This window comes from Tenacibaculum sp., assembly GCF_048269885.1.
Classification (GTDB): domain Bacteria; phylum Bacteroidota; class Bacteroidia; order Flavobacteriales; family Flavobacteriaceae; genus Polaribacter.
This window is the reverse complement of record NZ_JBLWTZ010000001.1, coordinates 263,734-284,922: the sequence shown is the minus strand read 5'-3', so window position 1 is coordinate 284,922 and position 21,189 is coordinate 263,734. Positions and strand designations below refer to the sequence as shown.

Annotated in this window: 19 protein-coding genes; 6 read left to right on the top strand and 13 right to left on the bottom strand. The window is 33.2% G+C overall.

Features of this window, described 5'->3' with window-relative positions; genetic code table 11:
* Positions 1-95: 95 nt before the first annotated feature.
* Positions 96-2,915, bottom strand: coding sequence for a leucine--tRNA ligase (leuS, locus tag ACN0WY_RS01195; protein ID WP_417799291.1), 2,820 nt, complete (start codon positions 2,913-2,915; stop codon positions 96-98).
* A 161-nt stretch (positions 2,916-3,076) separates the two neighbouring features.
* A complete protein-coding gene (locus ACN0WY_RS01190; protein ID WP_417799290.1) occupies positions 3,077-3,730 on the bottom strand; it encodes a hypothetical protein in 654 nt (217 codons plus the stop codon).
* 224 nt (positions 3,731-3,954) lie between these two features.
* Here ACN0WY_RS01190 and ACN0WY_RS01185 point away from each other — a divergent pair, with 224 nt between their 5' ends.
* Positions 3,955-4,953, top strand: a complete 999-nt coding sequence (locus ACN0WY_RS01185) for a phytanoyl-CoA dioxygenase (RefSeq protein ID WP_417799289.1) — start codon at positions 3,955-3,957, stop codon at positions 4,951-4,953.
* A 47-nt stretch (positions 4,954-5,000) separates the two neighbouring features.
* On the opposite strand, the gene ACN0WY_RS01180 is transcribed toward ACN0WY_RS01185, so the two are convergent.
* The 7 genes from ACN0WY_RS01180 to tyrS form a co-directional block, all read right to left on the bottom strand.
* Complete coding sequence (locus ACN0WY_RS01180) at positions 5,001-5,543, bottom strand: porin family protein (RefSeq protein ID WP_417799288.1); 543 nt, start codon at positions 5,541-5,543, stop codon at positions 5,001-5,003.
* Between the two features lie 164 nt (positions 5,544-5,707).
* On the bottom strand, positions 5,708-6,250 hold the full coding sequence (locus ACN0WY_RS01175) for a DUF2911 domain-containing protein (protein ID WP_330488980.1): 543 nt from the start codon (positions 6,248-6,250) through the stop codon (positions 5,708-5,710).
* 121 nt (positions 6,251-6,371) lie between these two features.
* The gene (locus tag ACN0WY_RS01170; RefSeq protein ID WP_417799287.1) at positions 6,372-7,361 is read right to left on the bottom strand and encodes a transporter; all 990 of its coding nucleotides are present in this window, start codon (positions 7,359-7,361) and stop codon (positions 6,372-6,374) included.
* Entirely contained in the window at positions 7,324-8,355 is a 1,032-nt protein-coding gene (locus ACN0WY_RS01165; protein ID WP_330488978.1) for a cytochrome-c peroxidase, read from the bottom strand. Before ACN0WY_RS01165 ends, ACN0WY_RS01170 begins: the two co-directional genes overlap by 38 nt.
* Before the next feature lie 100 nt (positions 8,356-8,455).
* Positions 8,456-9,250: an MbnP family protein gene (locus ACN0WY_RS01160; RefSeq protein WP_417799286.1), complete on the bottom strand. Its 795-nt coding sequence runs from the start codon at positions 9,248-9,250 to the stop codon at positions 8,456-8,458.
* A 161-nt stretch (positions 9,251-9,411) separates the two neighbouring features.
* Complete coding sequence (locus tag ACN0WY_RS01155) at positions 9,412-9,780, bottom strand: hypothetical protein (protein ID WP_330488976.1); 369 nt, start codon at positions 9,778-9,780, stop codon at positions 9,412-9,414.
* 413 nt (positions 9,781-10,193) lie between these two features.
* Positions 10,194-11,498: a tyrosine--tRNA ligase gene (tyrS, locus tag ACN0WY_RS01150; RefSeq protein WP_417799285.1), complete on the bottom strand. Its 1,305-nt coding sequence runs from the start codon at positions 11,496-11,498 to the stop codon at positions 10,194-10,196.
* A 62-nt stretch (positions 11,499-11,560) separates the two neighbouring features.
* On the opposite strand from tyrS, the gene ACN0WY_RS01145 reads away from it, so the two are divergent.
* On the top strand, positions 11,561-12,571 hold the full coding sequence (locus ACN0WY_RS01145) for an NAD-dependent epimerase/dehydratase family protein (protein WP_417799284.1): 1,011 nt from the start codon (positions 11,561-11,563) through the stop codon (positions 12,569-12,571).
* Here the strand turns inward: ACN0WY_RS01145 and ACN0WY_RS01140 are convergent.
* The 4 genes from ACN0WY_RS01140 to ACN0WY_RS01125 are packed head-to-tail and all read right to left on the bottom strand — an operon-like array spanning position 12,564 to position 15,576.
* Positions 12,564-13,040 (bottom strand): DUF4296 domain-containing protein, encoded by a 477-nt coding sequence (locus ACN0WY_RS01140; RefSeq protein WP_330488973.1) that lies wholly within the window; start codon positions 13,038-13,040, stop codon positions 12,564-12,566. The two genes, ACN0WY_RS01145 and ACN0WY_RS01140, sit on opposite strands and share 8 nt — an antisense overlap.
* A complete protein-coding gene (locus ACN0WY_RS01135) occupies positions 13,041-14,381 on the bottom strand; it encodes a dihydroorotase (protein ID WP_330488972.1) in 1,341 nt (446 codons plus the stop codon).
* A gap of 6 nt (positions 14,382-14,387) precedes the next feature.
* Entirely contained in the window at positions 14,388-14,849 is a 462-nt protein-coding gene (locus ACN0WY_RS01130) for a GNAT family N-acetyltransferase (protein ID WP_330488971.1), read from the bottom strand.
* A gap of 4 nt (positions 14,850-14,853) precedes the next feature.
* Positions 14,854-15,576 (bottom strand): polyprenol monophosphomannose synthase, encoded by a 723-nt coding sequence (locus tag ACN0WY_RS01125; RefSeq protein WP_417799283.1) that lies wholly within the window; start codon positions 15,574-15,576, stop codon positions 14,854-14,856.
* A gap of 77 nt (positions 15,577-15,653) precedes the next feature.
* On the opposite strand from ACN0WY_RS01125, the gene ACN0WY_RS01120 reads away from it, so the two are divergent.
* The 4 genes from ACN0WY_RS01120 (at position 15,654) to ACN0WY_RS01105 (ending at position 21,184) form a co-directional block, all read left to right on the top strand.
* Positions 15,654-16,292 carry a DUF4271 domain-containing protein gene (locus ACN0WY_RS01120; protein ID WP_417799282.1) on the top strand — a complete coding sequence of 213 codons (639 nt, stop codon included), beginning with the start codon at positions 15,654-15,656 and terminating at the stop codon, positions 16,290-16,292.
* Positions 16,293-16,306: 14 nt separating this feature from the next.
* Complete coding sequence (locus ACN0WY_RS01115; protein WP_330488969.1) at positions 16,307-17,053, top strand: uroporphyrinogen-III synthase; 747 nt, start codon at positions 16,307-16,309, stop codon at positions 17,051-17,053.
* Between the two features lie 110 nt (positions 17,054-17,163).
* A complete protein-coding gene (locus tag ACN0WY_RS01110) occupies positions 17,164-17,868 on the top strand; it encodes a TIGR04282 family arsenosugar biosynthesis glycosyltransferase (RefSeq protein ID WP_417799281.1) in 705 nt (234 codons plus the stop codon).
* Positions 17,869-17,968: 100 nt separating this feature from the next.
* Positions 17,969-21,184: a SusC/RagA family TonB-linked outer membrane protein gene (locus ACN0WY_RS01105; RefSeq protein WP_417799280.1), complete on the top strand. Its 3,216-nt coding sequence runs from the start codon at positions 17,969-17,971 to the stop codon at positions 21,182-21,184.
* The last annotated feature ends 5 nt before the right edge of the window (positions 21,185-21,189 follow it).

Below are 21,189 nucleotides of genomic sequence, written 5' to 3'. Positions count from 1 at the left end.
TTTAATTTGTTTTTACTGGCTGCGAATTTAGTTTAAAAATAAAGACCCACAAACAATTAATTGTTTGTGGGTCTTATATATTTTATAAGGTGAGTTTACCCTACAATGTTTATAATTTTTCCTGGAACGACAATCACTTTTTTAGGCTCTCTTCCTTGTAATTGTTGTTGCGTTTTTTCGTGTGCCATGACCGTTTTTTCTATTTCGTCTTTGCTCATATCTAACGGTAGCTCTAAGGTAAAACGCATTTTTCCATTGAAAGATACTGGATAGTTCTTAGAACTTTCAACCAAATGCTTTTCTTCAAATTTTGGAAAAGCTACGGTTGCAATAGACTCACTGTGTCCTAACTGACTCCATAATTCTTCTGCAATATGTGGTGCATACGGAGAAATTAGCACTAATAATGGCTCTAGTATTTCTCTTTTGTTACACTTTTGAGCAGTCAACTCGTTTACCGCAATCATAAAGGTAGAAACTGACGTATTGAACGAGAAGTTCTCTATATCTTCTTCTACTTTCTTAATCGTTTTATGTAAGGTTTTTAACTCGTCTTTCGTTGGTTCTGCATCAGAAACGTTGATACCATTTTCATCCGTAAATAATTTCCATAATTTCTTTAGGAAAGAATACACTCCTGAAATCCCTGATGTTTTCCATGGCTTGGTTTGCTCTAACGGACCTAAAAACATTTCGAATAAACGCAAACTGTCTGCTCCGTATTCTTCACAAATCAAATCTGGATTTACAACGTTGTATTTCGATTTCGACATTTTTTCTACCTCGCGTCCCACAATGTATTTACCATCTTCTAAAATGAAATCAGCGTCTTTAAAATCAATGTTTAATGGATGATTTTTAAATGCTTCAATATCTAATTCATCAGAGGAGTTTACTAATGAAACATCTGCATGAATAGCTTGTACTTTTTTATCACCTACCAATCCTTTAGAGACAAAAGTATTCGTTCCTTCAACTCTATACACAAAAGCAGAAGTTCCTAAAATCATACCTTGGTTGATGAGTTTTTTAGCAAACTCATCTACTGGTAACAGTCCTCTATCAAACAAGAATTTTTGCCAAAAACGCGCATATAACAAGTGTCCTGTAGCGTGTTCAGAACCTCCAATATATAAATCTACCTCTTTCCAATACTCTACCGCTGCTGTGCTTACAAATTCTCCTTTGTTATTTGAATCCATATAACGGTTAAAATACCAAGAACTTCCTGCCCACCCTGGCATGGTGTTTAGTTCAAGAGGAAATACAGTTTCATTATCTATTAACTCATTACTCACTACTCTATTCTCAATACTATTCCACGCCCAAACCTCAGCATTTCCTAGTGGTGGTTTTCCATCTTCAGTAGGTAAGTATTTCTCAACTTCTGGTAATACGATTGGTAAATACGCTGCATCAATCATTTGCGGCATTCCGTCTTTGTAATATACTGGGAATGGTTCTCCCCAATAACGCTGACGACTGAATACTGCATCGCGTAAACGATAGTTTATTTTTCCGTAACCAAATCCACGTTTTTCTAATTCGTAAATCACGGTTTTCATTCCTTTTTTATAGTTTAAACCATCTAAGAAGTCAGAATTTGCCAATTTGATTCCGTCTTTAGCATCGTTTGCTTTTTCTGAAATATCAACATCTACAAAAATATTCGGAATCTCTAATCCGAAGTGTTTTGCAAAATCGTAATCACGTTGGTCACCACATGGTACCGCCATAACAGCCCCAGTACCGTAACTTGCTAATACATAATCACCAATCCAAATGGGCACTTGTTTTCCTGTAAATGGATGCAACGCATACGCACCCGTGAACACTCCTGAAATGGTTTTTACATCTGCCATACGATCACGTTCTGAACGTTTTGCTGTAGCCTTAATATATTCTTCAACAGCCTTTCTTTGCTCATCAGAAGCGATTCGCTTTACCAAGTCGTGCTCTGGAGCTAAGGTCATAAAAGACACTCCGAAAATAGTATCAGGACGTGTAGTAAACACGTCTATTTTAGCATCGTGTCCATCCACATCAAAAGAAACCATGGCTCCTTGCGAGCGACCAATCCAATTGGTCTGAGAATCTTTTAATGGTTGTGGCCAATCGATATTTTGTAATCCGTCTAATAAACGTTGTGCATACGCAGAAATTCGCATAGACCATTGGGTCATTTTTTTACGCACTACTGGATGCCCACCACGTTCTGAAACTCCGTTTACAATTTCATCGTTTGCTAACACCGTTCCTAGTGCTGGACACCAGTTTACTTCGGTATCTGATAAAAATGTTAAGCGGTATTGTAAAAGTATTTCTTGTTGTTGTTTTTCAGAGAAGTGTTTCCATTCTTCCGCAGAAAACACTCTAATATCTTCATCAGAAACTGCATTTACATTCGCATTTCCTTCTGCTTCAAAGGTCGCTATTAAAGTGGTAATATCTTCTGCCTTATCGATGTCTTTATTGTACCAAGAATTGAACAGTTGAATAAAAATCCACTGTGTCCATTTATAATACTCAGGATTTGACGTACGAACTTCACGAGACCAATCGAACGAAAACCCAATATTATCTAACTGACGACGGTAAGTTTTGATATTCGTTTCAGTAGTAATTGCTGGATGCTGTCCTGTTTGAATTGCATATTGTTCCGCAGGCAATCCGAAAGAATCATATCCTTGTGGATGCAATACATTAAACCCTTTATGACGCTTGTAACGAGCATAAATATCAGATGCGATATATCCTAACGGATGCCCTACGTGCAATCCTGCTCCTGATGGATAAGGAAACATATCTAACACGTAGTATTTTGGTTTATCAGAATTATTTTCAGCTTTAAACGTACCTTGATCTGCCCAGTACTTTTGCCACTTTTTTTCTATCTCTTGGTGATTGTATTGCATTTGTAATCGCTTGTTTTAAAGGATGCAAATTTACAGTTATTGTTGGTAAGTAAAAAGTTTAGTTCTTTTAATACTTTGTAAAGCTTTAAATAAGTACAAAAAACCTCACAAGCCTTAATAAAAGGTTTGCAAGGTTTAAAATTGAAATAAGAGAAATTTTTCTATTCTGCTAGTACAGGGTTTGTTAAAATTACTTGTAACGTTCCTCCACGCCCAGATCGTTGAATATTACAAATTCTTTCTGTTTGTGCAGGCCCTAATGGTAAGGTAGAACAAGGTTTATTACCTACCAACTGAATACAATCGGTACAATTTACTGGAAATACTCCTGGGTTTCCTGAGTTTTCTTGCAGTCCTTTGTTGTAAATTTTTGTAATGGGTGTTTTGTTTGGTCCATAATTCCAACCTCCATCTTTATCTACTTCCATCGCTATGAAGCTATTTACACCATTAACACAACTTATATCAAAAGCTTCTGCACATGGAGTATTGGGGTTTAAGGTAAACTCTGCGATACTTGTTCCTTGTGCCCCATGGTTAAAATCAGCTCCCGATACTGGACATTGTGGCTCTATATAAAAACAAATATTTCCACTAAAACATTCTCCATTTGGATCAAACTCTTGTGTTTTTCCTGCTCCCAATTCAAATTTTCCCATGAGTTTATTTACATTGGTTAAAAAACCAAAATCTGATACTCCAACCGGGGATGGACAACATTTATTGGCGCTATTGGAAGCGGCAAAAGTTACATAAACTTCTACTGGTTTTGGCGTTTGATTGGTAACAGATAATTTGGTGTATTTTGTAGACATAAGTATGTTTTTTAAGTTTTTAATTTGGTTAAAAGCAAGTGTAATAATTGCTTATTGTAAAGTATTAATTGTATAGTTACGAATGCTTGAAAATGCCTTTACTGATTGTTTTTTAGTAATGAGCGGTTCATTTTAAGTTTTTAAAAACATTTGTGTAAACAGGTTTCTTTTTTTATAACTGATTGTATTTTTATAATTTAGGAAACTTAACAACAAACCAAACTATGAACGAAAACAAAACTGCTTTTAATATTAAAAGAAAGGCCTCTGCTTTACTTAAAACGCCCATTAATCAACCAGAAATTAAAACCTTAATTGATGATGTATATTCTTATTTTAAAGAATTAACTCAACTTACGGGATTTGATCAAAAAATAGAACATTTAGCAGCTGTAACAACTGCAAAAGGGAAAGCATTAGGATTAAATCATGCAGCACAATGTTTATTAGATTATAAACGCACTGCGAAGTTTTTAAAGGCTCTGGTTAACGCTATTAAAGAGCAACAACAAAAACATCCAAACGAAACTATTTATGTTTTTTATGCTGGTTGCGGACCGTACGCTCCGTTTGTTACTCTAATTGCTCCGATTTTTAGCCCTGAAGAAGTACAGTTTTCTTTACTAGAAATTAATGATAAGTCTCTAGAATATGCCAAAACCCTTATTCAAAAATTGGAACTTACCAATTATGTAACAAGCCACTATACTGCTGATGCTGTTACTTTCAAAATCCCTGATGCTAAAAAGTATCATATCCTGTTTAGTGAAACTTTAGATGCCTTGTTATACAGAGAGTGTTATGTTCCTATTTTATTTAACCTATTACCTCAACTATCAGAAGATGTCACTGTAATTCCAGAAAATGTGTTGGTAAAAATGAGCTTATCAGTTGATCCAGTTACTGACTCCAAACACATAACTGAAGAAATTGACACCATTATTGATGTTAGGAAAGCCATTTCGTTAAACAATACTGATACAGTCCCTAGTCAACTTCCTGATAAAAAAATAGCTGTAAACTCAATTAACATTGAGCAATACAACTACTTAATATTAGACACATTGGTACATGTTTATGACGATATTTGGTTGACAAGAAATGAATCTTCCCTAAGCATTCCTCTTGAAATGGGAATTGAGCATCCTTTTCACTTTAATTCAATTGTTTACACTTATCAAATGGATCCAAGCATTGAGCTAAAATACTCTTTAGAAAAGTAGATACTGTTTAATAAAAAAACCTCTCAAAAGAGAGGTTTTTTGTATTGTTAAAACTGGTATCCAACAGAAATTTGAAAAGAACCGTTTTTAATATCCGGATTTTCTTGAATTGCCGTTAGTCCTAAATTATATCGTGTTTGTACAAATAAACCTTGTTTAAATTGGTAACCTAAACCAAGGTTTGCGCTTAAATCATAGTTTTCTATATCTGGGTCTAAGCTTCCACCATCATTTGTTTTTACAACATCATCTACTAAAAAAGATATTTGAGGACCTAGCTCAAGGGAAAAACCATCAACAATATAATATTTAGCCATGACTGGCAACGAAATGTAATCTATTTTTAATTGATTAGCATCGTTTTCTGTACCCATTTGTGAGTACAGAACTTCTGGTTGAATAGAAAATGAATCTGATAATTTCAATTCCACTAATCCACCTACATGAAGTCCCAATTTCGAATCGGTATTTAAGTTTTCTCCATGAATCGTAGCAACATTTAACCCTGCTTTTACTCCAAATTTAACTTGTTGTGCTTTAACTCCTGAAAATGCGATTATGCATAAAATCACAAGTACTGTTTTTTTCATCATCATAATTTTAATTTATATAGAGAGACTTTGGAACAATCATCATGCCAACTTTCTTAATGTTTTGTTGAAGCTTGGGGTATCTTTCTTTATGAACTTCAATATAACCCACAAAAAAACAGGCATTTAAAAATGCCTGTTTTTTTTATATACTTAATTATATATTATCCTTTTATAGGAACCGTAACAATAACATTATCCCACCCGATGTACATATTAAATGCATCGTCTTCTCCTTCAAAAACAATAGAAAAAGCTTCAATTGTTTCGTCTGATTTAGAAGTAGGTGCGATTACTCTAGCTACATCTTCTCTTTCATTATAAAAGTAAGATCCCCAAACATTTTTGGCAGTATTTAAAATAAGAGTCCACTCTTTTTCTCCTGGAATCGTAAATAGTGTATATGTTCCTGCTTTTACTTTTTGGTCTCCAAAAACTACATCTTTATAAAATGTAATTTCAGCCGCTTCATTAGCACCTGTTCTCCATACTTTTCCCATGGGAGCTAATTTTGCTAATGATCTTCCTTTTAATTGAGGACGACTATAAACAACTTTTACTTTCTTATCTGAAATCCTGTAACTACTTGGATAGGCAGCCACATCCATAGGACTTTTATCTAAGCTTACAAATTTTTGAGCCGCTGCATCGTTTGTAAATACTAGTGCTACAGCAAATATGATAATTGATAAAATTGATTTTTTCATGTTCTTATTTTTAATTATTAACTGAGGATTCGTCACCAAATTTAAGAATCCTTACGTAAAATCTATTATTTTTTTAAAACAATGATCGCTTTAACTCCCAAGATAACAAAGAACAGTCTTCTTAAAAATTGTAATTCAGGTAAATAGCCGACCTGTACTTTACCTCTATGGTTCCTTGTGCTAAATTTTGCTGAATTGGATACATTGCTAAGACACCTATTGTTAATTTTTTTGCATTGTATTCTGCTCCTAAATTAGAAAACAATGCATAACCTTCTGTATCTTTCACTTTTAAACCTATCGTTTTATTACTAGCAAAAACCTCTCCAGAAATTCCTACCGATGGCACAAAGCTATTTTGCTTACTATCTTTAAACATATAAAAAAAGGTACTGTTAAAGTTAAATTGATTTCCAAATCTGTATTCCTCTTTATTTGTTGTTTTTATATAGTAATTAAAATAATTTGTAATTCCAAAATCGTTTCTTTTATACACATATTGAAAGTTGGTAATTATATCTATACTTCCAGTTCCCAACTGAAAGCTAGGATTAATAGAATTATTTATTGCCTCGTTGTACGTTCCGGTAGGCAGTTTCATTCCAGCTCCAATTTTTAAGAGATGATTAGAAGAGATGATCTTATCTTTTTCTTCTTTATACTTCCCAGTAGTTTTATTCAAAAATGTATAATTAATTAAGAAAGAAATATCTCCTAAGCCTTCAATAGCTGTAGTTTTATCGATATAGTCTCTTGTATGAAAATGGAAAGGCACAAAAACTTGTGCTTCTAAATACTCGTTGATAATAGGAATTCTAGACCATACTTGTACTGTATTAAAATACTCGTTGATAATTGGTGAATTCTTAAAAATCCCGTCTTTAGACTGATATTTTTGATGTAGGTAACGCACTCCAACAAAGTTATTGTCGATAATTCCTCCCATTCCTAAACTACCTCCACTATTACTGCATCCACAAGCATCACAATCTAAAAATAGTTCGTAACGCTCTGGGAAAGGGGTATTGGCTTGTATTTGTACTGAAATAAGTATTCCTAGAATAAACATTCCCTTATTCAGCAAATCTTTTGTCTCTGATAAATTCTTCATCTGTTAGTGTTTTTAAAAAGACTATAATATCTTCCTTTTCTTGTTCGTTTAAGGGTATTCCCCATGTTCCATCTTCCTTTTTAAGGATTGGGTCTACGTTTTGAGTTTCTTGAACTCCTGTTGCATAAAAATTCAATACTGATTTTAGAGATCCAAATCGACCATCGTGCATATATGGAGCGGTAAGCTCAATATTTCTAAGACTTGGTACTTTAAACTTGTATTTGTCACCTTCCAACAAGGTTACTGTCATTCTACCTATATCATTAAGTGCTGGATTAATTGGTAAACCATTATTTCTAAAAGCATCATCCGTAAACAAATCTGATACGTGGCAAGAGGCACATTTAGCATTGAAAAGTTCTAATCCGTTTTTTTCTTGTTCAGAAAATGCTCCTCCCTTTTCCACTCGAACATATTTATCGTATTTTGAATTTGCAGAAACCATCATAAGCATGAATTGAGACATCGCTTTAAATGTATGATCTGCATTGATTTGTCCATCTTCGAAGGCTTGACTAAATAATTTTCGGTACGCTGCATCTTGCCTTAATTTTTCTAAAATATTAGTTACGGTTTCATCCATTTCAACAGGATTGGTAATGGGTATTATAGGAAACATATCTAAATGAAAAGCTGCTCCGTCCCATGAAAACTGTTTTTGAAATGCCATATTTTGAATTGGTGGTGTATTTCTTGTTCCTTCTCTATCTTCTACTCCGTGACTTAACTGATGTCCGTGATGAGTAAACGCAAATTTTTGTTGATGACAAAAAGCGCAAGAAACCACGCCATCAGAAGATAATTTTCCATCATAAAAAAGCTTTTTACCCAACTCAAAACCTTTTTCTGTAATTGGATTTGATCTTAGATTATAATGAGGTGTTGGAAAATTGCTAGGTTGTTCCAATACTAGCTCAACATTTGTATATACATCTTCTTCTTTACAGCCATACAAAACACTTACGAGCAATACAATCATTAATTTTTTCATTACGTACGGTATTAAGAGTCAATTGAAAACAATTGACTTGTTATACTTAAAAAAACTAAAGAACAGTGTTTTACCACTATTCTTTAGACATCCTTAATTATTAATGATGATTGGTATGGTGTACATGATGTACCATAAACATGTTCGTATAATTTTCGGCTATTAAAGAGGCCTTATCTCCCCCCATAATTGTTGCACCTTCAGATAACTTAACCTTAGAAACTCCGTCTAGCATTGTATTTGCATCTACTTTAATATGTAATTGAGGTGATTGTTCCTTACTAACAATAGCAACATCCATTGGTAATACTACCTCTTTGTATAAATCAACTGTTGTTCCTCTACTTGCAATATGCAACATAAATGGGTTCTCATCAACAGCCGCTGCTTCTTTGTAATTTCCTTCTAAAACGACAAACTTGTATCCAGCTTGCCAGTTCCAAGTTAAGTTATAGCTCTCAGCCAAAGTCCAAAAATCTTGCTGTACAGCTTGCCCCTCTTTAAATCTTTCTTGGTCAATTCCAATTCCGAATTTAATTTGTGTATACTTACCCGCAGGTACCTCTTTAAGCGATATTTGAACTTTTTTTACCTTATCTCCTCCTCCTTCACTTATTATAAAGTAACTTTTTTCTTTAGGATATACATATTCTTCTCCTTCTTCTGTTATGAGCACAAAATTACTTACGATATAATCGAAAGAGTTTATTGTTAATGTTTCTCCGTTTCCGTTTGTGTAAGTTGAAGTTCCTAACAAAAGTTTGTCTTCAGCAAAACCATTATCAAACTCTATTACTACCTCATTTTCCCCTTCTAATTTATCGTTAATCATCTCATCATCACTACAAGAAGTGAACGCTATAGCCAAAGCTATGAAAGCTAATATTTTTTTCATCTTTTAAATTTTATGTACTACAGTACTTCTTTAACAATGCGGAGCATCATTAAAGATTTTACTTGTAAATTGTTTTAATCTTGTTTTTATTTTACAATAGTCTACCATTTTGATTACGTTATTTGTAACCAATTAGTAGTAATTATAGCTAAGTATGAAGATTAAATAATAGGAGGATGAAATACTTTTTGATTAAATAGGTAGTAATAGTTTTTCTTATAAGAAAATAATTCTTTTTCTTTTACAAAGTGTTTTTCTTCTAAATCTAAATTTAAGATTGAAACAAACCCTATCGGATATTCTTCCATTGCAATTCGCAACGATTTAAAATCATCGTCTTGTTGCTTTTCAAGTTCCATCATTAACTGACATTTACCATTACAGTTTAACTCTGGTTTATCTTTGTTAATACACAAAACTTTTGAGATATAATCATAATTTATTGCGTACTCTACAAAAGGAGCTATTGGGCGTAACATGGCTATCATGTACAATGCAACAAAAAAATATATGCTTAGTTTCTTTAACAAAAAAGGGCTTTTTTACTAACACAAAGATACGACTATCTCTACTGATAACCAATGGTAAAAACACAAGTTTTTTGTTTTATTTTAATTTATTCTAAATAAAAAACTTATATTTGCACGGATTTTACCAATAGCAAATGATTGTTTTTTATACTGAAACCAAGAAAGTAACCTCTGTCAAAACATTACAGAGAACAACTATTTGTAGTTCTTCCTGTGCTAGCAACTGTATTAAACCTAAAAATAAATGCTGCAACAAATATCAAAAGAAAGGAATTAATTGTAAAAGATGTCCGTTAACGTTTGATTTAAGAGCAGTTTCATAACAATAATTTCCCCCGTTTGTTTATATATTACAAACAAAAAAAACCTTAAAGAAATTTCTTTAAGGTTTTTTTAGTATATCTAAAAGCTATTTAAGCTACTTTTAATAAAAAGTAATTTTTCTTACCTCTTTGTAATAACACATACTTATCTGCAATTAAATCTTTGGAAGTAATTACAAAGTCTTCACTTACTTTTTCTTTATTTACAGATATTGAATTTTCTTTTAAGGCTCTTCGAGCATCTCCATTTGATTTTAAAAAGCCTGTTTTGGCTGCTAAAGCGGCAATCATATCCAACCCACCAGTTATGTCCTCTGTACTAACTTCTGCTTGGGGTACGCCATCAAACACATCTAAGAACGTTTGCTCATCTAAGTTCTTTAAATCTTCAGCTGTAGATTTTCCAAATAAGATATTTGAAGCAGCAATTGCTTTAGCTAATTCTTCTTTTGAGTGTACAAAAATAGTTACTTCCTCAGCTAACTTCTTTTGTAAAGCTCTTTGATGTGGCGCTTCTTTATGTTCAGCAATGAGAGCATCAATAGTTTCTTTATCTAAAAACGTGAATATTTTGATATACTTTTCCGCATCTTCATCTGAAGTATTTAACCAAAATTGGTAAAACTTGTAAACGGATGTTTTAGCTGCATCTAACCAAACATTTCCTCCTTCAGACTTTCCAAATTTAGAACCGTCTGCTTTTGTAATTAATGGGCAAGTAGCTGCAAATGCTTTTGCATCTTCACCTGGTGTCATTCTACGAACTAACTCTGTACCTGTGGTAATATTACCCCATTGGTCAGACCCTCCCATTTGTAATTTACAATTTAAGGTTTTATATAAGTGATAGAAATCATACCCTTGAATTAATTGATACGTAAACTCTGTAAAACTCATTCCGTTACCAGCTTCTCCTGTAATACGCTTTTTTACAGAATCTTTTGCCATCATGTAGTTTACAGTAATTCTCTTACCAACATCTCGCACAAATTCGATGAATGAAAAATCTTTCATCCAATCGTAATTGTTTACCAATAAAGGAGTGTTTTTAGCCCCGTTATCAAAATCTAAAAAGCGACCTAAAGTTCTTTTTAAACCTGCTACGTTTTTTGCTAAAGCTTCTTCATTTAATAAATTACGCTCATCTGATTTTCCTGTTGGATCACCGATCATACCTGTTGCACCTCCTACTAAAGCTACTGGCTGATGCCCTGCTTTTTCAATGTGAACTAGTAAAATAATTGGAACTAAACTACCAATGTGTAACGAATCTGCAGTTGGATCAAAGCCAATATAAACCGACGTCATTTCTTTTTGAAGTTGTTCTTCGGTTCCTGGCATAATGTCGTGTATCATTCCACGCCATTGTAATTCTTCTACTAAATTCTTGGTCATTTTATTCTATTTTTAAAGAAGCAAAGATAAGTTTATCAGCCAAAATAAACTAAATTCGCTTTATGATTTTAGTTACAGGAGGAACAGGTTTAGTAGGCTCACATTTATTATATCATTTAAGCCAAAAAAACGACAAAATTCGAGCTATTTTTAGAACTGAAAAAAAGCGTGAACATGTTAAAGAAATCTTTTCTTTTTACACAGATAATGTGCAACAGTATTTTTCAAAAATTGAATGGATACAAGCTGACATTACAGATATTCCTTCCCTAGAACCTGTATTTAATAACATTACACAAGTATACCATTGTGCTGCGTTAGTTTCCTTTAATCCAAAGGATTATAGAAAAATGCGTCAGATAAATATCGAAGGAACTGCCAACTTAATCAATTTGGCTATTGATGCCAACGTAGATAAATTCTGTTTCGTAAGCTCCATTGCTGCGGTTGGGGATGCTATTAACGGAAAACCTATTAATGAAGAAAATGAATGGGTTGATAGTGATGAAAATCATGGGTATGCAATTACCAAGTACGGTGCTGAAATGGAAGTTTGGAGAGGTAGTCAGGAAAATTTGAATATCGTTATTGTAAATCCAGGAGTAATTTTAGGTGGTGGTTTTTGGAGGGAAGGATCTGGAAAGATGTTTACCCAAATAAGCGATGGATTTCCCTTTTACACGGAAGGCATTACTGGCTTTGTTGGAGTTAACGATGTTGTGAAAGCCATGATAGGCCTGATGGATTCAAACATAAACAACGAACGATTTATTCTCGTTTCAGAAAATAAATCGTTTAAAGATGTTTTATTCAGCATTGCTGACAACCTAAATAAAAAAAGACCTTCAATAAAAGTAGGAAAATTAGCTACTTCAATATTTTGGAAAATCGATTGGCTTTTAACAAAACTTACTAGTAAAGAGCCTTTACTAACTAAAAACACTGCTAAATCTGCTCACAACAAATCGTTCTATACTTCTAAGAAGATTACCGAACAACTTGGTTTTGTGTTTGAACCTATTGACCATGTAATAACTAACGTTTCTAAAGAATTTAAAAAACAAGTTACTTAAGACTCTTCTTTAAGTCTTTTTTTTCAAGTCTTCTATTTTCTTTATTTATCGAATCTTTAGGGTAATCGTTTACTAATAATTCTTTATTTAAAATAGTATCTTTTTGGATCCCTTTTATAGAGTCTTGAACTTCTTGTTCTTTCTTGTATAAAATGTCTAATGAATCAATGTTGCTCTTTACATTTTTTAAAATTCCTGCATACTCATCAACCATAGAGGTATAATATGTATTGCTAGCATCAAAACGAGTGCTATCAATTTTATATTTTTCGTACACCAAAATCATATAGTTTTTCTCTCTCTTTAACAACTTATTTTTTTGGTTTTTGGCTGAAGAGGCAATATACATATCCGTTAATAACGAAACCATTGAATCTTTAGGAATAAGATTCTCCGGTTTTTTATAAATCGTATTGCTATTACACGACACTATAAACAGCCCCAGACATATGTAAAAAAAAGATTTCATTTATCTATTAAATAATAATCGTTTTCCTTTAATTTCTTCATTAAACACCCCTTCATTGTACATTAAATTTCCATTTACGAATGTATGTGTTATCTGGTTTGAAAACTCAACTCCTTCGAAAGGAGACCATCCACATTTATACAATACATTTTCTTTATCTACAGTCCACTTCTTATCTGCATCAACCAAAACTAAATCGGCATAAAAACCTTCTTTTATAAATCCTCTTTTTTCAATTTGGAAAATCTTTGCTGGATTATGGCTCATTTTTTCTACTGCCTTTTCAATTGGCAACACCCCTTCTTTTACTTTTTCTAAAATCGCTGGAACAGCATGTTGTACTAACGGTCCTCCACTAGGGGCTTTTGTATATACGTTATCCTTTTCTTCTAAGGTATGAGGTGCATGATCGGTTGCTATGATATCAATTCTATCATCTAGCAGCGCCTTCCATAAACCATCTTTATCTTTTTGAGTTTTTACCGCAGGGTTCCACTTAATATACATCCCTTTTGTATCGTAATCAGCATCGGTAAACCATAAGTGATGTACACAAACCTCAGCCGTAATTTGTTTTTCTTCTAAAGGAATATCATTTCGGAATAAGTGGGTTTCTTTTTCTGTAGATAAATGAAAAATATGTAAACGTGCTCCTGTTTTCTTTGCTAATTCAATTGCTTTTGAGGATGATAAATAACATGCTTCTTCACTACGAATTAACGGATGGTATTTTACAGGAATATCATCACCGTATTTTGCTTTGTATTCTTCTGTATTTTTTCTAATGGTAGCTTCATCTTCACAATGTACAGAGATTAACATTTTAGTTGAAGAAAATATTTTCTCAAGCACCTCTTCATTATCTACCAACATATTTCCTGTTGAAGAACCTAAAAATAACTTGATACCAGCAACGTTTTTAGGGTTTGTTTTTAATAACTCTTCTAAGTTATCATTCGTTCCACCAAACATAAACGAATAGTTTGCGTATGATGTTTTACTTGCCATATCAAACTTATCAGCTAGTAATTCTTGAGTGGTTGCTTGAGGCACTGTATTAGGCATTTCAATGAAAGAAGTAATTCCTCCTGCAATTGCAGCCTTACTTTCGGTAGCAATATTTGCTTTATGTGTTAACCCTGGTTCACGAAAATGTACTTGATCGTCAATCATACCTGGAATTAAAAACTTTCCTTCAGCATCAACCATTAATACATCATCGGTAGGAAGTAAGTTTTCTCCTATTTCTTTAATAAATTCTCCTTCTATTAAAACATCGCCTTTAAAAACCTTGTTTTCGTTTACGATTTTTGCGTTTTTAATTAAATATGCTTGCTTCATTTTCTATTAAATTTCCATTTTCATGTTAATCAAACTCTTATGAAAACCAAAGCGCTCATAAGATTTTATAGCCCCTAAATTATCTTTATAAACATCTAGCCTTAGTTCTTTTAGTTCTTTACTCTTTGCCCAACTTTTTAAAGACTCTAAAATTAACGAACTGATTCTTTGGCCTCTAAAATTTGGTTTTACATACATAAACCCAATATACCCATTTTGTTCATTTTTACGATAACTTCGAGATTTTTCGATCCTAAGATAACCTGAACCTACAATTTCCTCTTCAGCCATTGCCACGATTAAATGTACATTTTCAGCAAAAATCATTTCCTCTAAATTGTAGTAGTTAATCTTTCCCTCTTTTAAGGATGAATCAAAAGGTCTTTCTGCTTCTATAACTCCTTGTTCAAACGCTAACAAGGTTTCCATATCTTCTTTCCTTGCTTCTCTTGTAGTAATTATAGTCATGCTCTTATTTCGGTAATCCGTTAATTCTCATTTTTATCACACCAAAAACAGCTTCTTTGATTATGCCTTTGCTTAGTTTTGACTTTCCTAATACTCTATCAGTAAAAATAACTGAAACTTCTTTCACATTAAACCTGTGCTTCCAAGCTTTATATTTCATTTCTATTTGAAATGCATAGCCTACGAACTTAACCTTATCTAATTGAATGGTTTCAAGTACTTTTCTTTTGTAGCATACAAAACCCGCTGTAGTATCGTGAATAGGTATTCTGGTAATTAGTCGTACATATTTTGATGCAAAATAAGATAGTAACACCCTACTCATTGGCCAATTAACTACATTAACTCCCACTGAATATCTTGAGCCTATAGCTACATCTGCTCCTTCCTGAACACACTCATTATACAATCTAATTAAATCGTTAGGGTTGTGCGAGAAATCGGCATCCATTTCAATAATATAATCGTATTGTTTTGCGATTGCCCATTTAAAACCATGAATATATGCAGTACCTAATCCGTTTTTTCCTTTCCTTTTTTCGATGAAAAGTTGACTTGGAAACTCTTCTTGTAAACTTGCTACAATGGCTGCTGTTCCATCAGGGGAGTTGTCATCCACAACCAACACATGAAACGCCTTTTCTTGACTAAAAGTTGCTCGAATAATAGCTTCGATGTTTTCTTTCTCGTTATACGTAGGAATTATGACTAAAGCGTCTGACTTCATGTAATTTTCATATAATTCTAGGCAAAGATACACTTATTTATTACTAATTTTGTGTTAATTAAAAAGTATAAAAGCAATTGCAAGCAGTAGAACGAATTACAAACCATGATAGTTGGATTACTTTAGTTATTGTATTAGCTATTGTGTTATTGGCTATGATGAAATCGTTAAAGCCTACCAAGATATACGGGTATGCAATTGCTTTTATTACTCCTGGTTTTTTTCATAAAAGAATGGAAGAAGGGATTTCTTTTTTTACCCCTTTTAAACTGTTGCTTTTTTCTTTTTCAATAATTGTTATCTCGTTGTTTTTATTTCTAACTTTAATATCAGAAATATACTCTCATAGCTTTTTAACTTTTTTAGGGTTGTTAATATTTGTTACTATATATTTCTCTTTGCGCTTTATTATAGATTATACTTTGACTAATACTTTAGGGCTATCATCAATTGTACGTTATTTTTTACATACAAAATCGGGGTATTTGTATGTTCTTAGTATCTGGCTACTTCCCATTATTATACTGTACCAATATACTTTTACCAACAAACTTTTTTTAATTTATTCTTTTGGTATCTTGCTTATTTTTAGAGCGTTTTTAATTTTAACCAACAATAAAAAACTTGTAATTAACAAGTTGTTTTATTTTATTTTGTACTTTTGCACCCTTGAAATAGCACCGCTATTAATTCTTTATAAAACAACAACTACGTAATAAAGAGAAAGTTTATGAAAGTTAAAACTATTTTAGTCTCTCAACCTAAACCAAAGACAGAAACATCGCCATATTTTGACTTGGCGGAAAAGCAAAAGGTTAAGGTTGACTTTCGATCGTTTATTCATGTCGAGGGAATTCCTGTAAAGGAAGTAAGAGCTCAAAAAGTTGATTTAAACAATTACACAGCCATTATACTTACCAGTAGAAATGCTGTCGATCATTTTTTTAGAATCGCTGAAGAAATGCGTTTTACTGTTCCTGATGATATGAAGTACTTCTGTCAGTCTGAAGCTGTGGCCTATTATTTACAGAAATACGTTGTGTACCGTAAACGTAAAATTTATGTTGGTAATAGAACATTTCCTGAATTAACTAAATTGATCAAGAAACATAAAGACGAGAAGTTTTTACTTCCTTCTTCAGATAAATTAAAACCTTTAATTCCTGAAGAATTGGATAAATTAGGGGTTGACTGGAAACGTGCTGACCTATACAGAACCGTAGTCAGTGACTTATCTGATTTGGAAGATGTTTTTTATGATATTTTAGTATTCTTTAGTCCATCAGGAATTGATAGTTTATTTGAAAACTTTCCTGATTTCAAACAAAATAATACTCGAATAGCTGTTTTTGGCAACACTACTATTAAAGCTGTTGAAGATAGAGGTTTACGTGTAGACATTGCTGCTCCAACACCTGAGACACCTTCAATGACTATGGCTTTAGAAAAATACATTAAAGAAGTTAATAAAAAATAAGCAACCTACTTGCTCTTAAAAGCCGCTAATTAAATTAGCGGCTTTTTTTGTAATGTCAATCTATTTCTTGCGACTTTTCCATTTTATTATAATTAATGGAAAGTCCATAAATGTCAAAACAACAGCCCAAAATAGCTATTCTTATTTTTGCAAACTCTTCTAAAAGAGAAGCTGAACATAAGTTTTTAGGAAAAGGGCAAGAATTATTTGACTACTTAAATAAAAAGATAGTTTTTGAAGCTTCAAAAACAAACGCTCAAATATGTATTTGTAATGAAACTCACCAAATAGGAGCAACTTTTGGTCAGCGTTTTACAAACGCTTTAGAGCACACTTTTGCCAAAGGGTTTCATAACATAATTGTTGTAGGAAATGACAGTCCAAATTTAAACGCTTCTCACCTACAAAAGGCCATTGATCACCTTCAAAACGACCTTCCTGTTTTAGGTCCCTCAATAGATGGAGGTATTTATTTACTCGCCATTAATCGAAAACATTTTAACAAGAGAAGTTTTGCAACACTCCCTTGGAAAACTCCTGAGTTATTTGGTGCGCTTAAAAAAACACTTGAAAAAAACGAACACTCTGTATTGCAACTTGCATACTTAAAAGATATTGATTCAGAAAACGATTTAACCTATTTTTTAAATCGTTATTCAACGAATAACTTCTTAAAATATTTAATTAATAAGATACTTCTCGTATTGAGAAAAAGTTTTTACAACACCTCATACAGGCACAAGTATCAATACACTTCAGTGCTTTATAACAAAGGTTCTCCTAAAACTTCACGAAGAACACCCATCTTTTCTTAAGTACAGTAACATCATAACAATCATCCTTTTAGTGGTAAAACGCTTCGCTTTTACTTACTCTTTGATGGTTCTCAATATGAAACAAAATTTATAAAAACACATGAAACAAATCTTACTCGGGTTGTTATTATGCGTAACCACCTTTGCGAATGCTCAATATACAATTGGAGGGAAAGTAATCTCAAAAAACAATGGAATTCCTATCCCTTTTGTTAACGTAACTATCAAAAACACAACGAAAGGAACAATTACAGATAATAGCGGCAACTACTCTTTAAAAATAAAGAGTAAAAACGACAGACTAATCTTTTCTTCTATAGGCTATAAAACAGTGGAAATTGAAGTTGGTAATCAAAAAAATATCTCTATTTATTTACAAGAAGAAAATACAGGATTGGACGAAATAATTATTACTGCTTTAAATAAAAAAAGAGAGTCTAAAGAACTAGGATATGCTATTCAGAGCATCCAACAAAAAGATATTTCGGAAGTTAAATCAGTAAATTTTTTAGATAATTTATCAGGAAAATTAGCGGGTGTGAACATTACCAGTGGTGGGGCCACTGGTGTTGGCTCTTCTTCAAAAATCGTTATACGTGGCGAACAATCTTTCACCAACAACAACCCCCTTTTTATTGTAGACGGAACCCCCATAAACAATCATACTATTTTTAATAGTACTAACGAAGCAGCCGCAGGTTTTCAAGAAGCTGATTTTGGTAACGGGGCCATGGAAGTAAACGCCGATGATATTGCCTCAGTTTCTGTATTAAAAGGGGCAAGTGCTGCTGCTTTATACGGTACTAGAGCTTCTAATGGAGTTATCATCATCAACACAAAAAAAGGAAGCAATGCTTTTCAAATGAGTGTTAACTCTTCTTTATTCATTGACACAGCTTTCCAACTTCCTCAGTTTCAAAACGAATACGGACAAGGAAACTCTGGTCGTTTTGAATTTATTAATGGATTAGGTGGAGGAACTAACGACAATATTTCCTATAGTTGGGGACCAAGATTAAACCAAGGCACTTTAATTCCTCAATTTGACAGTCCAGTATCTCTACCCGATGGCACTACGGTTAGAGGAGGTGATACCGCTTTGTATAGCGGACTCCCTATTACACCTACTCCATTTATAGCACACCCTAACAACGTAACAAATTTTTATAAAACAGGTATTACAACAATTAATAATATTGCCATAGCATCGGGATTTAATCAAGGGAATTATCGTTTATCATTGACCAATGTTAACAGCGAATCAATTATACCCGGTGTTAACTTACAGCGCAAAACAGTTGCTACTAATTTGCAATTCATCCCTTCAAAAAACACTACCATTACTTCGCATGTTAATTATGTACATAGTAATAGCGATAACAGACCTTCTAACGGATACGGGTCTGAAAACGTGAATTATTCATTAGTAGCTTGGGGACCTCGATCGTTAAACATTAACAGTTTAAAAAATTATTGGCAACCAGGATTAGAGGGTAGGCAACAGTATTCGTTCAACTATACTTTTTTTGACAACCCATATTTCATATTACACGAAAATAGAAATGAATTTAACAGAGACCGTGTTTTTGGTAATATTTCAGCAAAACAACAAATTACCAACAACCTAAACCTAACACTAAGAACAGGAATGGATTACTCTAATGAAAACAGGCGTTTTTTAAGAAACTTTAGTTCCAATCGATTTAGGAATGGTGCATACGCTGAACACAAAGTAACCTACCGAGAAATTAACACCGATTTTTTAATTAATTATACCCCAAAAGTTGATAATGTTACTCTTGACATTTCCTTAGGAGGAAATCGCCTTGATCAAAGAGCTAGCACACAACAAACACAAACTACGCAATTAGCACAACCTGGTATTTTTAGCTTTAACAACGCCGCTTCTCCTATTGAAACTTTTGATTTTTCATCAGAAAAAAGAATCAACAGTTTATATGGCTTGATAAAATTAGGGTATCACAATGTCTTCTTTTTAGATATTACAGGTAGAAATGATTGGTCTAGCGCGCTTGCTACTCCAATTACCACCACTAATACTTCTTTCTTTTATCCTTCGGTTTCTACCAGCGTCATTTTAAGCAAATTATTTCCCCTTCCTACAACGGTTTCATTTGCAAAAGTTCGTGCAAGCATTGCTCAGGTTGGTAACGACACCAATCCATATCAAACTTCAAGAACTTTTATCCCCACAACAAATGTACATGCACAACCCGCATTTACAAGTCAAGATTTTATTGCCAACCCTAACTTACGTCCAGAAAAAACAACTTCTTTTGAAATAGGGGCTGATCTTCGTTTTTTTAATGATCGTTTAACTTTTGATATTACTTATTACAACGCACTTACCAAAGATCAAATTTTATCACTTCCAATTCCTATTTCATCAGGTTTTAAACAACAAGTAGTTAATGGCGGAAAAGTACGTTCTGAAGGGGTAGAACTTGTTATTAATGCCACTCCTTTTAAAACCAATAACTTCAAATGGAATACTACTGTAAACTTTAGTAAAAATGTTGCCACCATTGAATCGTTACCTCAAAACAGTGGACGAATTACATTGGCGTATTCAAGAGTGTACAACAATCCAGATCAAACCGTTTGGTTTCAAGTAGAAGAAGGCGGACGCATTGGTGATTTCTACGGAACTGGTTATTTAAAAAATGAAAAAGGTGATTTTGTCTTAACATCTGAAGGACATTTTATTGCAGACCCTACACTTAAAAAACTAGGAAATTACAATCCTGACTTTGCAATAGGACTCAACAATAGTTTTTCGTACAAAAACTGGAATTTGAATTTTCTTTTTGATTGGCGACAAGGAGGTGAATTAGTTTCGAGAACCTTAGCTTTGGCAGGGGTTGCTGGTCAATTAAAAGAAACAACTTACCGACCAACATCAGGCATTATTGCGCAAGGGGTTATAAATACTGGAACTCCAGAAAACCCAATATATGCCCCAAACACAACCGCAATAACTCCCGAAAGTTATTACAGACAATTTTACGACAGAAATCATGAAGAAAATAATGTGTATAATGCCTCCTATTTAAAGTTACGACAATTTGCCCTCAGTTATACCTTCAATTTAAAAAACAATGTCTTTGGCTTTGTTAAAAACGGAGCTGATATAACTCTTTCTTTTATAGGTAAAAATGTATTTGCAATTAGTAACATTCCTCATTTTGACCCAGAACAACTAGCGGTGCAGGGAAATAGAATTGTTAGTGGTGTAGAAGATATGTCGTATGCTACCACCAAAAGCTTCGGATTTAAACTAGGTGTAACCTTTTAAAAAAC